Origin of the sequence: Streptomyces yerevanensis (assembly GCF_000716805.1) — a bacterium.
Classification (GTDB): domain Bacteria; phylum Actinomycetota; class Actinomycetes; order Streptomycetales; family Streptomycetaceae; genus Streptomyces; species Streptomyces flaveus.
The window spans coordinates 39,782-55,279 of record NZ_JNWJ01000015.1 but is presented as its reverse complement, the minus strand read 5'-3'; the positions used below and the strand labels follow the sequence as shown (position 1 = coordinate 55,279).

General features: G+C 71.0%; 11 protein-coding genes. 1 reads left to right on the top strand and 10 read right to left on the bottom strand.

The window, feature by feature from the left end; all coding sequences use genetic code 11:
• Positions 1-69: 69 nt before the first annotated feature.
• The 6 genes from efeB to OP79_RS17890 all read right to left on the bottom strand — a co-directional run bounded on the left by efeB (position 70) and on the right by OP79_RS17890 (position 6,286).
• Entirely contained in the window at positions 70-1,452 is a 1,383-nt protein-coding gene (gene efeB, locus OP79_RS17915; RefSeq protein WP_033321247.1) for an iron uptake transporter deferrochelatase/peroxidase subunit, read from the bottom strand.
• An 8-nt stretch (positions 1,453-1,460) separates the two neighbouring features.
• Entirely contained in the window at positions 1,461-3,356 is a 1,896-nt protein-coding gene (locus OP79_RS17910; protein ID WP_033321246.1) for a copper resistance CopC/CopD family protein, read from the bottom strand.
• Positions 3,357-3,369: 13 nt separating this feature from the next.
• On the bottom strand, positions 3,370-3,861 hold the full coding sequence (locus tag OP79_RS17905) for a copper chaperone PCu(A)C (protein ID WP_033321245.1): 492 nt from the start codon (positions 3,859-3,861) through the stop codon (positions 3,370-3,372).
• Entirely contained in the window at positions 3,858-4,508 is a 651-nt protein-coding gene (locus tag OP79_RS17900; RefSeq protein ID WP_033321244.1) for an SCO family protein, read from the bottom strand. The genes OP79_RS17905 and OP79_RS17900 overlap by 4 nt, the downstream gene beginning before the upstream one ends.
• A gap of 93 nt (positions 4,509-4,601) precedes the next feature.
• Positions 4,602-5,351 carry a YcnI family copper-binding membrane protein gene (locus OP79_RS17895; RefSeq protein WP_033321243.1) on the bottom strand — a complete coding sequence of 250 codons (750 nt, stop codon included), beginning with the start codon at positions 5,349-5,351 and terminating at the stop codon, positions 4,602-4,604.
• Positions 5,352-5,467: 116 nt separating this feature from the next.
• Positions 5,468-6,286 carry a hypothetical protein gene (locus tag OP79_RS17890; protein WP_078491852.1) on the bottom strand — a complete coding sequence of 273 codons (819 nt, stop codon included), beginning with the start codon at positions 6,284-6,286 and terminating at the stop codon, positions 5,468-5,470.
• A 223-nt stretch (positions 6,287-6,509) separates the two neighbouring features.
• Between OP79_RS17890 and OP79_RS17885 the strand changes: the two genes are divergently transcribed.
• Positions 6,510-6,965 carry an ATP-binding protein gene (locus OP79_RS17885; protein WP_033321241.1) on the top strand — a complete coding sequence of 152 codons (456 nt, stop codon included), beginning with the start codon at positions 6,510-6,512 and terminating at the stop codon, positions 6,963-6,965.
• Between the two features lie 79 nt (positions 6,966-7,044).
• Here the strand turns inward: OP79_RS17885 and OP79_RS50450 are convergent, their stop codons facing one another.
• The 4 genes from OP79_RS50450 to pdxR all read right to left on the bottom strand — a co-directional run bounded on the left by OP79_RS50450 (position 7,045) and on the right by pdxR (position 15,447).
• A complete protein-coding gene (locus OP79_RS50450) occupies positions 7,045-8,478 on the bottom strand; it encodes a polysaccharide deacetylase family protein (protein ID WP_051744726.1) in 1,434 nt (477 codons plus the stop codon).
• Positions 8,479-8,635: 157 nt separating this feature from the next.
• The gene (locus tag OP79_RS17875) at positions 8,636-12,388 is read right to left on the bottom strand and encodes an nSTAND1 domain-containing NTPase (protein WP_033321240.1); all 3,753 of its coding nucleotides are present in this window, start codon (positions 12,386-12,388) and stop codon (positions 8,636-8,638) included.
• Between the two features lie 281 nt (positions 12,389-12,669).
• Positions 12,670-13,944 (bottom strand): MFS transporter, encoded by a 1,275-nt coding sequence (locus OP79_RS17870; RefSeq protein ID WP_033321239.1) that lies wholly within the window; start codon positions 13,942-13,944, stop codon positions 12,670-12,672.
• A gap of 138 nt (positions 13,945-14,082) precedes the next feature.
• Entirely contained in the window at positions 14,083-15,447 is a 1,365-nt protein-coding gene (pdxR, locus tag OP79_RS17865) for a MocR-like pyridoxine biosynthesis transcription factor PdxR (protein ID WP_033321347.1), read from the bottom strand.
• Positions 15,448-15,498 lie beyond the last annotated feature (51 nt).

Sequence of the window (15,498 nt, the reverse complement as noted above, 5' to 3'; positions counted from 1 at the left end):
GCCTCACCCTAATGGGCCGTACGCAGTCAGGGCTCACGCTTCCGGCCCCGGCCGCCCCAGGGGGCTTCCTCATCCCTCCAGCAACCGCTGCCCCACGTACTCCCCCTCCGCCGCCCCGCCCGGCACCGCGAAAAGCCCGCTCGCCTCGTGCCGGATGAACGCCGACAGCGCGTCCCCCCGGTCGAGCTTGCGCTGCACCGGTACGAAGCCGCGCAGCGGGTCGGCCTGCCAGCAGACGAAGAGCAGGCCCGCGTCCGGTACGCCGTCCGTGTCGAAGCCGTCGTGGAAGGAGAACGGCCGACGCAGCATCGCGGCGCCGCCGTTCTGGTCGGGTCGCGTGATGCGCGCGTGCGCGTTGACCGGGATGACGAGCTTGCCGGAGGCGTCCGTCTTCTCCAGCTCCGGCTCGGTGGTCTCGGTGCCGCCGGTCAGCGGTGCCCCGTCCGACTTGCGTCGCCCGATGACGTCCTCCTGGTCCTTGAGCGAGAGCTTCTCCCAGTCGTCGAGGAGCATGCGGATGCGGCGTACGACGGCGTAGGAGCCCCCGGCCATCCACGAGGGCTCGCCCGAGTCGGGTACGAAGATCCGCTGGTCGAAGTCCGCTTCGGAAGGCTTCGGATTGCGCGTGCCGTCGATCTGGCCCATCAGGTTGCGTGCCGTCATCGGCTGCGTGGTGGCGCCGGGCGAGCGGTTGAAGCCGTTCATCTGCCAGCGGACCCGGGCCGCCGATCCGGCGTTCTTCTGGATCGCTCGCAGGGCGTGGAAGGCGACGAGGGCGTCGTTCGCGCCGATCTGCACCCACAGGTCGCCGTCGCTGCGCGCTTTGTCGAGGTGGTCCGAGGAGAAGTCGGGCAGCGGATCGAGGGCGATGGGGCGCTGCTTCTCCAGTCCCGTACGGGCGAAGAAGCTGTGTCCGAAGCCGAAGGTGACGGTCAGGGACGAGGGGCCCGCGTCGCGTGCGACATCCGTGTCCTCGCTGCCCGCCGCCTCGCCCGCCATCAGCCGCTGGGCCGTGGCGGACCAGCGGCGCAGCAGCGCGGCGGCCTCTCTGCGGCCCGCGCCCGCCGCCAGGTCGAAGGCGACGAGGTGGCCGCGTGCCTGGAGGGCGGTGGTGATGCCCGGCTGATGTTTCCCGTGAAACATCACCTCGTCCGCGCCGAGCGAGCTGAGGGGCACGGCCTGGTCGGCGGAGGGCGCCGCGGCATAACCGGCGGCCCCGCCCGCCGCGCCGAGTGCGAGCCCGGTGGCACCGGCGGTACCGATCAGCCGCCGCCGCGAAATGGCCCCTCCAGGGGAGGGCTTCTGGGAAACAGCCTCCCTAAGAGGGTCATTTCCGGAAGAGGCCTCCTTGGGAGAGGCCGTTCCTACGGCACCCTCCTTGGAAGCGTCTCTTTTGGAAGAGGGCGTCGGCGGAGACGCATCCGGAGTGGCCGGAGTGGACTGTTCAGCCATGGTGTCGTTCAGCCGATCTGCGCGTTCTTGTCGACGGTCACCTGGTCGATGTCGGAGGTCCGCACGGTGACCGCGATGTTCCAGTTGCCGGTCATGGGGATCTGCACCCCGCTCGCCGTCCAGTGTCCGGTGGCGATGCGGTCGGGGACCACGGGCAGGGGTCCGATGTCCTTAGCCTCAAGGGTGAGGGCGACCTTGACCTCGGGAATGTCGAAGGCCTTGCCGTTGGGCCGCTCTACGTAGACGTGCATGTCGTTGCCGCCGACGCGAGCCGGGTCGAGTTCGAGCCGTGCGACGCCCTTGCCGTCCTGGCCGCCTGTGTCGAACGGCATCTCCAGGGACAGCGCTGCGGACTCCGGCTGGGAGGCGGCGGTGGCGGCCTTGGCGTCCTCCACCGTGCGACCGGGTTCGGTGGAGGTCAGCACGGTGGTCACGGCGAGTACGACCGCGGCGACGCCCGCCTCGGCGAGCACCGAGCGGCGCAGGCCCGAGCGTCGCGGGTCGGCGTCGCGGGCGCGCTTCTCGCGCGCGGTGGCCACGGCGGCCCGCTGCCGGGCCAGTTGGGCCGCACGCTTGCTGTCACCGCCGCCCACCTGTGCGGCGGCCGGTTCCTTCTCGTTCACATGTTCCTCGGCGTCTTCGAGGTCTTCAGCGTCCGAAGTTTCCAGCACGGCTTCCGGAGCCGACGTCAGCCGGGCGGTCCAGCGCCGGGAGATCCACGCGACGCCGACGAGCACGGTCACCAGCCCGATCTTGACGAGCAGCAGCTGTCCGTACGACGTACCGGTGAGCGCCGACCACGACCCGAGCTGCCGCCACGACTGGTAGATCCCGGTCGCGGCGAGGACGGCCACGCTGCCGAACGCGACGCCGGAGAAGCGGCGTACGGCGGACGACTCGATCGACGGCGCGCGGTAGAGCGCCACCAGCAGCGCCGACAGGCCGCCCAGCCAGGCGGCGACGGCCAGCAGATGCAGGACGTCGACGGGCATCGCGATCCCGGTCTGGATGCCGCTCGAGGCGTGCTCGGCCAGGGCCCAGGTCGCGGCCAGGCCCGCCGCCACGACGGATCCGCCGATGGCCAGCCCGAAGGTGAGGTCCTGCTTCTCCTTCTCGTCCTCGCGCTTCTCGAAGGCCCCGAAGAGTACGGCGATGAACAGCGCGCCCGCGGCGAGCAACAGCAGCCGCGAGACCAGCGCCGCGCCCGTCTTGGTCTGCAGCACCTGGCTGAGCAGACTCAGGTCGAAGATGTCCCCGACCTTCCCGGAGCCGGCGTAGGAGCCGCGCAGCAGCAGCGTGGCCAGCGTGGCCGCGGTGAGCGCGAGCCACCCGGAGACCACAAGGCGCTGCATGGGCCGTACCCCGGCGCCGCGCTGCCAGCAGGCGAGGACGAAAGCCGCGCCGCCGACGAAGAGTATGAACCCCGCGTACGACACATAGCGCGCGAAATCATAGAGTCCGCCCACGACTCCGCCGCCCGCCTCCTGGTCGGACAGCGAGACGGAGGTCTTCGAGGGCGCGCCCACGGAGAAGGTGAAGGCCCCCGCGACGGGGTGGCTGTCCGCCGACACCACCTGGTAGGTGACGGTGAACGTGCCGTCGGGCAGGCCCTCGTGCAGGTTCACGGCATGCGTGTTGCTGCCCAGGTCGGTGGTCTTGCCCGTGTCGACCTGCTTGCCCTTCGGGTCGAGGACGCGTATCGAGCCGTCGGACATCGCGACCTTCTCGGAGAAGGTGAGCGACACCTGGGAGGGCGCCTGGTCGACCACCGCTCCCTGCTGCGGGTCGCTCCCGGTCAGCGCGGCGTGCGCGGAGACGGGCGCGGCCTGGGCGAACAGCGCGCCGGTGACGGCGAGGAGCAGCAACAACAGGATCCGTACGCGGGGAGCGATGGCCTGCCTCACGGTGGTCCCTCCCTCAGTGGTGCGAATTCGACGACGTCGACGATGACTTCGCGGACGTCGGCTGGTACGTGGCGGACTTCACCGGCATCTCGACCGTGATCGGGTCGGTCTTGGTGAAGCGCAGCTTCACGGACACCGTCTCGCCCTCCTTGGGCCTGTGTTTCAGCTTCTCGAACATCAGGTGGTTGCCGCCGCTCTCAAGGACGAGCCGGCCGCCCGCGGGGATCTCCAGCGGGCCGGCCTCCTTCATCGTCTGACCGGACGTTTCATGGACGCTGATGTCCTCGGCGATGTCGCTGGTGGCGGAGACCAGGTCGACGGAGCTGTCGCTGTCGTTGACGACGGTCAGATAACCGGCCGCCAGGGATTCCGTGACCGGCTGGGGCATGTAAGCGGACTGGACCGACAGTTCGGGGGCCGCGTCAGCGCCGTCGGTCGAGCCGCCGCAGCCCGCGAGGGCCAGGCAGCCCGCCATGACGACGGCCGGCGCGATGGGACGCCTCACGGTGTCTGCCCCTTGACCAGCTTGGGGAGGTCCTTGGTGTAGTCGTCGACGGTGGTGTCCTCCCCGTACAGCACATAGCCGGCGTCGGTCTTCGGCGAGAATGCGACGACCTGGGTGCCGTGCATGGAGGTGACCTTGCCCTCCTTGTCCTTCGTCGGCGCCTCTATGGAGATGCCGAGCTGCCGGGCGCCCCCCTGGATCGTGGAGAAGGAGCCGGTCAGGCCGACGGCAGCGGGGTCGATGCCCTTGAGCCACTTGCCGAGCTCGGAGGGCGTGTCCCGCTCCGGGTCGGTGGTGACGAACACGATGCGGAGCTTGTCCTGCTCGGCCTTGGGCAGCTGCTTCTTGGCGACTGCGATGTTGTTCATCGTCAGCGGGCAGATGTCGGGGCAGTTGGTGTAGCCGAAGTAGATCAGCGTCGGCTGCCCCTTGGTCGCCTCGCGGAGGTCGTACGACTTGCCCTGCGTATCGGTGAGGACGAGGTCCGGCTTCTCGAACGGCTTGTCGAGGACCGTCGCGGCCTTCTCCGGGCCGGTCTCGGCGGAGACCTCGGCGACGGGCGAGCTGCTGTTGTCGCTGCTGCCGCAGGCGGTCAGGGTCAGTGCGGCCGTGGCGACCAGGGCGGCGGCGAACGTCTTCTTGCGCATAGGAAAATGTCCCAGATGTGAGAGCTGCGGCCCGAACCGGGGTCGTACGGCGATGTACGACCCCGAGGGCACGCACCGGAGGGGTGTTGGTCCTTAGGCGTCGGAACGCCGACGGCTGGCCAGAACGCCGTACGCGACGCCCGCCACACCGACGACGATGCCCACGATGCCCAGGACGCGGGCCGTGGTGTCGCTGGTCTCGGAGGAGGTGGCGGCGGCCGGTTCGGTCGACTCGTTGGCGGCGGCCTGAACGTCTTCGGCGTCGTCGGAGCCGCTGTCGGACGAGGCCGAGCCGTGGTGGCCGTCCTCGGCGGCGGACAGCGCGAGCACCGGCGCCGGCGACTCGGGCTCTTCCTGACCCTCCTGCGGGACCTCGATCCAGCGCACGACCTCCTTGTTGGAGTACGTCTGGATCGCCTTGAACACCAGCTCGTCGGTGTTCTCGGGCAGCGCACCGATGGAGAGCGGGAACTTCTGGAAGTAGCCGGGCTCGATGCCCTTGCCGTCGGCGGTCCAGGTGACCTTGCTGACGGCCTCGTCGATCTTCTCGCCGTGCAGTTCGACGGGCTTGGCGAGCTTGGACTCGGTGACGTCGACCTTCCAGCCGTCGACGGGCGCCGGCATGACCGAGGCGAGCGGGTGGTCGGTCGGGAAGCTCACTTCGATCTTGGTGGTCGAGGCGTTGTCGCGCTCGTTCGGCACCTTGAAGTTGACCGTCGCATAGCCGCCCTTGGCGGCCGTGCCCTCCGGCTGCACGCTGATGTGCGCGAAGGCGGGGGCGGACAGGACGATGACGGCCGTGGCGGCGGCGACACCGGCGGCGGCGATACGGGAAGCCTTCATGGCAGGGAGTACTCCACTTTCAGCACTGGTTCGGTGAAAGAACGGGGTCGCGTATCCGAAAAGACGGGCACGCGCGTGCCGCATGACGGCACCCCTGGGAGTGGCGGTGCGTCGCGTCAGGCGGCGAGGACGAGGTCCGCGTCCGACGGCGGTCCGCGTCTGATCACCGAGTGATGAAGAACGGTCGTACGCGGGGCCGGTGGCCCGAGCTGTGTGGCGCGCGGCGCGCAGGGCGCCGCCTCGGGTGTACCCGGAAGCCCCGCCAGCTGGGCCCGTACGAGCGCGAGTGCCCGGCGCAGCGCGCGGACCGGTCCCTCTCCGTGCGCCGACAGCCGCATGAGGCGCCGCAACGCGATGTCCCCGTGGCGCAGCAGCCACCCGGCGGCGAGGCCTGCGAGAACGTGGCCGAGCAGCATGGGCAGGGAGGGAAGCAGCGACACCGAGGGGTCCGCGGCGGCCGTGATGGCGTCCGCGGCGTGGTGGTGCCCCGACTGCCCCGAGCCGGTGCTCGCGCCCGCGCCTGTGCCTGGGGTGATCCCCGCGTTGGCGAGGATCCGCTGGGCCTGCGCCGGGCTGATCGCCGCGACGGACGTGCCGCACACGAGCCGCGCGGCCCGCGCCACGAGCGAGGCGTCCATGTTCCCGGTTTCAGCCGCCGTGCCGTGTTGCCCGAGCCCGAAGAGTGTGTGCAGCACGGTCTGGCCGACCGCCATCAGCGCGGCGATGCCCGGCAGCGAGCGCTCACGCCCGGCGAGCGGCACCGCGACGGCGAAGACGGCGAGGAATCCGGTCCCCAGCGACCACAGCGGAATGCTTTCGCAGGAGGCGACCGCGTGCCCGGCCCCGGCCAGCACGACACAGACCGCGGCGAACATCGCGGCCCTCGGAACCCGGAGATCACCTCCGGTGCGTGCACGTAGTCGGGGAGCACTCATTGCGGGCTCATCATCGCACTGGGCCCACCCGCTCCATACGGCAGGTCCGCAAGGTCCGTACAGCCCGGAAGGTCACGTTCTGGTGGAAGTCGCCCTCATCTACACCGATCGCAGCCGCCCGCACATCCGCCGTATGGGCGGCATCACGTCAATCTCACGCTTACAGTCCGCCCCTTGGGGCAATACGTAACGGTATGTCGAGCCGCGGCCAGGAGGCTGGAGCATGAGCATCTGGTGGTCACTCCATCTCCGGCGCGAAGCCGCGAGCGTCCCGCTCGCCCGACGTCTCCTGATGGGCACCATGGAGACAGCAGGGGTGGATCCGGACATCTCGTACGACCTCTCCGTCGCCCTGAGTGAGGCCTGCGCCAACGCCGTCGAGCACGGAGGCGAATCTTCCGAAGGGCAGTCGGCCGAGGCCTTCCGAGTCACCGCCTATCTCGATGACGAGAAATGCCGTATCGAGGTGACCGATTCCGGCCCAGGCTTTCCCTCCGGACGCAGGCGCACTCCCATTCGTCCCGCGCCCAGCGACGCCGAGCACGGCCGAGGCCTGTGCCTGATCGAGGAGCTCGCCGACCACGTCCAGATCGGCAACAAGCCGGGGCGAGGCGGCGCGGTGGTCAGCTTCGACAAGATCCTCAAGTGGCGGAAGGACATGCCGCTGGTGGCGGTGTAGTGCCGCTGAAGGTGAGTCCGGGGTGCTGTTTCACGTGAAACAGCACCCCGGACTCACCTATGCGGAAGGGCTCGGTGGTTCAGAGGGTGGCGCGCAGATGGCTGATGGTGACGAAATGGTAGCCCTGGGCCGTCAGCGTGCGCAGGATCTGCGGGGCCGCGGCGACCGAGGTGGGGTGGATGTCGTGCATCAGGACGACGTCGTTGCGCTGCGTCTTGTCGATGACGGTCCGGGCGACCTTGTCGGCGTCGCGGTACTTCCAGTCCTCGGTGTCCACGTCCCACATCACCGGTGAGAGCGTGGTCACGGCCTTCACCTGGGCGTTCATCGCGCCGTAGGGCGGGCGGAAGACAGAGGGAGCCTTGCCGGTGGCGGCCTTGATGGCAGCACTGGTGCGGCCCAGCTGGGAGGCGACCTGCTCGGGCGTGAGGTTGGTGAGATCGGGGTGGTTCCAGGAGTGGTTGCCGACCTCGTGTCCGGCTTTCGCTTCGGCGCGCACCAGCTCGGGGTGGGCGGCGACGTTCTGGCCGGTGGTGAAGAAGGTGGCGCGCGCCTTGTACTCCGCGAGGTAGGTCAGCAGGGTCCCGGTCTCCGGCGCCGCCGGCCCGTCGTCGAAGGTCAGCGCAACGCACTTGACCTTCTTGCAGTCGGTGTCGTCGTCGCCGGAGGCGGTGTGGGTGGGGACGGCCGGCTCGGGGACGTGTGCCGCGCCCAGGTCGAGCGAACGGCTGGGCTTCACGGTCTGCCGCTGGACGCGCTTTCCGAACCCGGACAGCCAGGGCGTGATCGTCTCCTTGGACAGAGCCACGATGAAGCTCCCGGCGGGCGGGACGCCCACCTCGCCGCGGTCGAAAGTCACTCGCAGTCCGCCGTCGGCGGTGAAAGCCATGTCGTCCAGGGCGGCGGTGATGGAGTCCTCGGAGAGCGTGGCGTCGAAGAGGTCGGGGGCGAAGCCTTCGCGGCCCTTGAGCTGATCCTTCAAGGCGGCGACGAAGGCGTCCCGGGAGCCTTCGTCGACGAGTCCGAGGGCCGTGTCGTACGCGCCGGCCTTGCCGTCGTACCAGTACGTCCTGGTCGACAGCCCGGGCCCCGCGCCAGTGTGGTCGTGTGTGCTGAGCCGTACGCCGAGGACGTCGCCGGAGGCGACCAGGAAATGATGGCTGATGTTGAGCTCGCGGCCCTCCACGCTGTCCTCGCACCCTCCTGAGCGGAAGCCGGCCAGGCGCTCCTCCACGTCCTTCTTCATCGCGGCCGTCATCGCCTCCGCCCCGGGCACGTCCGGGTAGCTCGTCGCGAAGGGGCAGGAACTCTGCTCGCTGCTGTCGCTGACGATCTCCAGCCCTTTGATCTTCGACGGGTCGACACTGCGGACCGGCGACGGGGCGGGGGTGGATCCGGGCCGCCCGTCGGCGGATCCCGTGCCCGAGGAGCCGTCCGAACCGGACGAGCAGGCCGCCGTGAAGGAGAGGGCGCCGAGCAGCAGAAGCGAGGGGAGCAGAATGCGAGTGCGCATGAGACCAGAACCTGACTGAGGAGACGGGCAGACGCCGCCGACGGGACGCCGCGGTCGTTCTGGTCATTGATCGTTCAGGGCAGAGGCATTTTTCAGCGACGCACAGAGCCACCCTGAACAATCAGTCCCGGGTCGATTCCTGCTGGTTTCAGACGCTTCAGTCGCGTTTGGCGCACACCTGCTCGTAGGGCGCGTCAGGGATGTAGGTGCGCCACTGCGCCTCGGTCAGTCCACCGCCCGTGCGCGCACAGATGGTGCGGACGGCCCGGTCCGGGGAGATGGGGAGACGCTGAAGCGGTACATGGAGGCCGCCGGCGTAGATCGTGCCGCCGTCCTCGGCGAAGGCGAGGGAGCGGATCTCGTCGCCGGGCGTGGGCAGGTCCGTCCCGAGGAGCTGCTGCCCCTCGGTGTCCCACAGCCGCAGGGTTCCGCTCGCCCCGCCCACGGCCAGCGTGCCGCCGTCGGAGGAGAAGGCGAGTGCCCCCACGCCCTCCGGCTCGCCCTGGGAGGCCGTGTCGGAGGTACCGGTCAGCGCACCCGTACGGTGCCGGACGTCGCCGTCCCACAGGGTGACGTGCCCGGTGGAGTCGCCGACGGCGAGCCGGGTGCCGTCCGGGCTGAACGCCAGCGCGGTGACTTGGCGGCCGTCGGCGAGCGCACGCCCGGTGACATCTCCGGTCCCTGGATCGGCGTACTGATCGTCGGAGCTCACGAGCAGATCTCCGTCCGGCCGCGCGGCCAGTACCTCCCCGGAAAAGCCCTGCACGGTCCCCGACCGCCTGTGGCTCTCGGTGTCCCAGATCTCCGTCCCGTCGCTGCCAGCGGCAGAGCGGACGGCCAGCAGCGTACGGCCGCCGGGCCCCAGGGCGAGGGCGGTGGCCGGGCGGTCGGCCGCGCCCGAGGTCTCGAAGACCGTACGCACCCGGTGCGCGTCCACGTCCCACACGGTGAAGCGCAGCCGCAGCGAGCCGCCCGAGGACACGGTGTCGGCGACGGCCAGCGCATCGCCGTCCGGACTGAAGGCCAGCCGGGGCATCTCCGCGTCGGACAGGCTCGGCAGCGCGCCGAGCCTCGCGCGGGCGAGGACCGTACCCGTGCCCGTGGAACGCAGCTCGAAGCGGTAGCCGCCGCCGGACCGGGTGACGGTGGCCAGGGATGCGCCGTCCGGGCTGAGCACGCTCGCGTCGACCGGAGTGCTCTGCCATCGCGGGGTGAGGTGGTCGGTCAGGTCGAATGTGTGCACCGTGGCGCTGGCGCGGTAGCGCAGGAGGCGAGGCTTGCCCGGGTCCCAGGTCAGCTCTGTGGCCTCATCCTTGGAAAGCTGCCGGTGGAAGACCTCCGTACCGCCGGTGGACAGTCGCCACACGGCGAGTTCGTGGTCGTCCGCGGTGGCCAGGAACTCGCCGTCGGGGGAGAGCGCGGCCTGTGTGAAGCCGGTGATCCCGCCACTGGTGAAGTCGCTGAGCGTACGTCCGCTGCGGACGTCCCAGATCAGGGCGTCGGTGCCGTAGGCGGCGGCCAGCCGCCGGCCGTCCGCGCTGAACCGCAGCAGGCGCGGGCCGTTGTCCGCGCCGGAGCCGGTGCCACACAGGATCTTGTCCGCTTTCTCCCAGTCTCCGGGCAGCTGCTTGCCGTCCTCGGTGTCCCACAGCTCGAGCGGTCCGTCAGCGGGGCAGAGCGCGAGCAGACGTCCACCGGGGCTGACGGCCGCCGTGGAGAGCGTGCGCGTGAGGGCGGTGCTGAAGAGGACTTTGCCGTCGTCCGTACGGTGCAGCCGTACCGTGCCTGGGCCGTCCGTGGGCCCAGTGAGGTACGCGCTCCCGTCGGACGCGCTGCCTTCCAGCAGTGAGGCGTCGCCCAACTCAGCGGCAGATCTCCTCAGCGGAAGGTTCCACAGCTTTTCGCCTCCGTCCGGCCCGGTGACATCGAGGAACCGGGAGTCGGGCCCGACATTGCCCACCTCTGTACCGCTCGGCAGGTTGTAGGTGGCGGTGACCTTGTGGTCGGCCACGTTCCGGGCGGTCACCGCGGTGCCGTCGACGCTGAGCAGGGTCCGGCCGCCGTCGGCGAGGAAACGCCGGACGCCCTTCCCGGCCAGGGGGTCGGTGAAGGCATCGCGCTCCGGTTGCGCCAGAGCGCCCAGCAGCGCCGAGCGGGACTCGGTGAGCGGGGCGATCTTCCACGCCGCGACCCCGAGCAGGGAGGCGGTGCGCGGGTCGGTGGAGCGCAGGCTGTCGGCCACGGTGGCCAGGCGGCGGGCGGCGGCCTTGGCGGCTTCTTCCTGGCTCACCCGGTCGCGCTGCCAGGCGACCAGCCCGGCGGCCAGCGCGAGGACGAGGAACACGGACAGACCGACGGTCAGGGAACGCGTCCGCCGTGCGGTGCGGGTCTGGACTTCCTGCTCGGTCTCCCGGGCGGCGAGGGAAGCGGTGAGGAAGGCCCGCTCCAGCGGGGTGAGGTCGTCGTTCGGGTGCCCGTGCCGGGTGAGGGCGTCGTCCGGCTGCCGGGCGAACAGCTCCTCGGCCCGGGCCAGCCGCGTACCCCGGTAGAGCGCGCCGGGGTCGCGCTCCAGTTCCTCCCAGGCGCGGGCGGCCTCGCCGAGCCTGCGCTGCGCACGTAGCCGGTCCCGGCCCTCCTCGATCCAGCCGGCCAGGCGCGGCCAGCCGGTGATCAGCGCCTCGTGCGCAAGCTCCACCGTGTCGCCGTCCAGGGTGACCAGACGGGCGACGACCAGGCGTTCCAGCACGTCCTGCGCACCGCTGCCGAGCTCGGCCCGGGACGCGGGGCGACGAGTATCGGCCGTGCCGTCACCAGGGGCGATCAGCCTCAACAGGATCCGCCGAGCGATACGCCCCTGCTCCGCCGACAGCCCGCCGTACACCTCTTCAGCAGTGGCGGCGATCGCGCCACGTACACCGCCTGTCTCCTCGTACGTCGCCAGAGTCAGCAACCGGCCGCGGCGGCGGCGCCAGGTCTCCAGCAACGCGTGGGACAGCATGGGCAGCGCGCCCGGCTGGTCGACGACCTCGCCGATGATCTCGGAGGTGAGAGCACGTTCCACGTTCAGACCGGCGGATGTGGCCGGGCCGGTGATCACTTCGCGCAGCTCGTCCCGGCTCATCGGCCCGACCAGCAGATTGGCCCGGGAGACGGCCTCGGCCAGCTCACGGTGGCCGGCGCAGTGCCCGTAGAAGTCACCGCGGACCGCGATCACCACGCGCAGCCGGCTCCCCGGTCGTCGCGCGGCGAGCAGCAGGTCGAGGAACCGATCCCGTTCCTCGCGGTCGTGGCACAGGGTGAACAGTTCCTCGAACTGGTCGACGATCACCCAGGTTTCCCCGTCGCCGTCCAGCGGGACGAGCGTTTTCTCATGCGTATGCGCGGGCCGCTCACCCGGGGTGAACACACGGATCACCGCCGGCCGCTCCGCCCCCGCCGCCTGCCGCAGCCTCGGAATCAGCCCCGCCCGCAGCAGCGACGACTTCCCGCTGCCGGACGGCCCGAACACCGCCGCGAACCGGTGCTCGCGCACCAGCTCCACCAGTCCGGCGACGAGCGTCTCCCGGCCGAAGAACAGATCACTGTCGTCCGGCTCGAAGCGGGCCAGCCCTCGGTACGGCGGCCTCTCGTCCGGCGCGGGTGCCCGGACCTCGGCGTCTGCTTCCCGCCAGCGCCGTTCCCACTCGTCGGGGTCGGCATCCAGTGCCTCGGCGTACGCCAGCACCACGGCAAGGGACGGCAGCTGCTCACCGGCCGCCGCCTGGGACAGCGCGGTCGTGGAGTAGCCCGCGCGCTTGGCCATCTCCCGGTACGGCGGCTTCCCGCCCTTCTCCCGGAGGACACGCAGCTCATGTGCGAGTCGCTGTATGGGACCGGCATCGGGATCGACCGGCTTCTCGCGTCGTCCCACCGGGAACACCTTTCACACACTTTGACCCGCACAGCAGGCGTACAAGCTACGTTTCACCCCATCCCCGCGCAATCCTGCCCCAGCTGTGAAGCTGTTCACGGAAGCGGGCGTTGGATGCGCAGGCCACAGCCCGCTCGGCGGGCGACCCCGAGCCGTACGCCTGCCTCGACGCCCTGCTGAGGCGGGCCGCGCGGCCCTCGCCGCCTTCGACGACGACCTCTCACGCGCGCGTGGAGCCCCGCGGCAGCAGCGGACTGCTCGGGGCCCCCTTCCGGTGTTGCTCAGTTCGCGGGCGCGGGCTGCCTGACCTGCTCGGCCCGCGGTGCGGTGGGCCGGCCGGCCGCCGCCCACCGCACCGCCGGCCCCATCCCGTACGAAGCCGCCAGCATGAGTCCGCCGAGGACCAGCCAGCCCGGCGTCCCCCACCCCACGAGCAGCGCCGTCAGCACCAGCGGTCCCGCCGTGCGCGCCACGGTTACGCCCGTACCGAAGAACCCCTGGTACTCGCCGACCCGGTCGGCCGGGGCGAGATCGAAGGACAGCTGCCAGGAACCCGCCGACTGCTGCATCTCGGCGACGACTTGAAGCACCGCGCCGGAGACCAGCAAACCCACCGCCACCCAGGCCGAGACCCCGGCCGACAGCGCGAACACCGCGCACGACGCCAGCATCACCAGCCCCGAACGCCGCACCGCGCGCGTGGCCGACGCGAGGCCCGTCACCGCGCGCGCCATCCGCACTTGGAAGAGCGTCACTGCACCGGTGTTGAGCACGAACAGCGCGGAGACCAGCCAGGCAGGGGCATCCGTCCGTTCGGCGATCCACAGCGGGATGCCCAGGCTGAGCAGTGGCATCCGGAGCAGCAGCACGGTGTTGAGCAGCGTGACGACCGCATACGGGCGGTCGCACAGCACTCCGAGGGCGTCGCCCCGGCGGCCCCCTGCGCGACCCTGACCGGTGCCCACGCGCGCGTGCACGGGCTTCACGACCGGCAGCCGCAGCAGCACCCCCGCGCACAACAGGAAGCTCACCGCGTCCAGCGCGAACACCCCGAGGTAGGCCTCCCGCGTCCCCATGTGCAGCGCGAGCCCGCCGAGCGCCGCCCCCACCGCGAGACCGGCGTTGAGCGTCGACTGGAGATGCGCGAGCAGCCCCGTCCGCTCTTCCCGGGACACCTGCCCGGCCAGCAGCGCCTGCCGGGCCGCCGCGAGACCCGACTGCGCGGCCGCGTACCCGCACGCCGCGAGCACGAACGGCACAAAGCCGCGTACGACCAGGAAGGCCGCCACCGCGAGACCGGTCGCCAGCGCCAGCAGCACCGCCGTGCCACGCGGCCCGCGCCGGTCGGCGAGCCGCCCCAGGGGCACACCCGCCAGTGACCCGACCGCCCACGCGATGGTGAGCCCGAGGCCCACGCGCGCGGGGGCGAGGCCGACGACGTGGGTGAAGTACAGGGCGGAGGTGACGTAGAAGGCGCCGTCTCCGACGGAGTTGCTCAACTGGGCGACGGCCAGGACACGCTGCGGGCCCGCGGGCGGGAGAAGCGAGTTCGACATGGCGACGACGCTACGGAGGCAGTGGATCCCTCAACAGAACCAATCAGCACGCCATTTCATGCTCCAATTCCAGCGCTGACGTGCCCTCTGCGCAGCCCTCGAGAAACCCGGGTGCCCGCGGCCTCAGCCCTCCGCTCCTCAGCCCTCCAGCACCCGCCCCAGCACCTCCAACGCCTCCGGATAGACCCGCTCCCGAGGCGTCCCGTACCCCACCACCAGCCCTTGGGGCCGCCCCTCACGCGCCCCGTGCCAGTGCTCCCCGAGGAACCCCACCGCAAGCCCCTCCTCGGCGGCCCTTGCGACTACCGCGTCCTCGTCGGTCACGTCCACCAGCGCGTGCAGCCCGGCCGCGATCCCGCGCACACCCCGGCGCGGCCCCAGCCGGGCCAGCAGCTGATCCCTCCGCCGCCGGTACCGCAGTCGGCAGGCGCGTATGTGCCGGTCGTAGGCGTGGCTGGTGATCAGCTCGGCGAGGGCCAACTGGCCGATGGACTCGGTGTGATGATCGCTGTGCAGCTTGGCGTCGGCGACGGCGTCGACCAGATGCGGCGGCAGAACCATCCAGCCGAGCCGCAGCGCGGGCCCGAGCGTCTTGGAAGCCGTCCCCAGGTAGACGACCTGTCCCGGTGCCATTCCCTGGAGTGCGCCCACGGGTTGTCTGTCGTAGCGGAACTCCCCGTCGTAGTCGTCCTCGACGATCAGCCCTCCACGCGCGCGTGCCCAGTCCGTGAGCGCCCGCCGCCGCTCCGGTTGAAGGGTCACTCCGGTCGGGTACTGGTGCGCGGGCGTGACGACGACGGCTGCCGCGTCGCCCAACTCCTCGGCGCGGGCGCCCCGTTCGTCGACGCTCACAGGGGCCACGGATCCGCCGTTGTGCCGCACCACGTCCCGGTGGAAGGGCAGCCCCGGGTCCTCCATGGCGATCACCCCGGACCCCAGCACACGTGTGAGGAGCGCGAGCCCCTGAACGTAACCGGAGGTGATCACGATCCGCTCGGGTGGCGCGATCACCCCGCGCGCCCGCCCCAGATACCCCGACAAGGCGGTCCGCAGCTCGATGCGGCCGCGTGGATCGCCGTATTCGTACGCCATGGAGGGCGCCGCCGCGATGGCCCGCCGCAAGGCCCGCAGCCAGGCCGCCGCCGGGAACGTACCGACGTCCGGACTGCCGGGCCGCAGATCAAAACGAGGCGCACGCGCGCGTGCCCCGTTTCCGGAGGCGTCCAGGGACGTCGTGGGCAGCGCCGCCACCTCGGTCCCCGAACCCTGCCGTGCCGTCAGATATCCCTCGGCCACCAGCTGGTCGTACGCCGCCTTCGCGGTACCCCGAGAGACCCCCAGCTCGGCCGCCAGTCGCCGGGTCGCGGGAAGCCGCGTACCCGGAGAGAGCCGCCCGTCGCGTACGGCATCCCGTAGAGCCCGTTCAAGCCCCGCCCGTCGCCCTGCCCGCGCGTCCGGCTCCAGATGCAGATCGACACCGACGCCGGACCAGAAGTCGTCCACCAAAGCCGCCCCCCTAGGCACACCAAGAGGCCGGGTACCCAGAAGGGCACC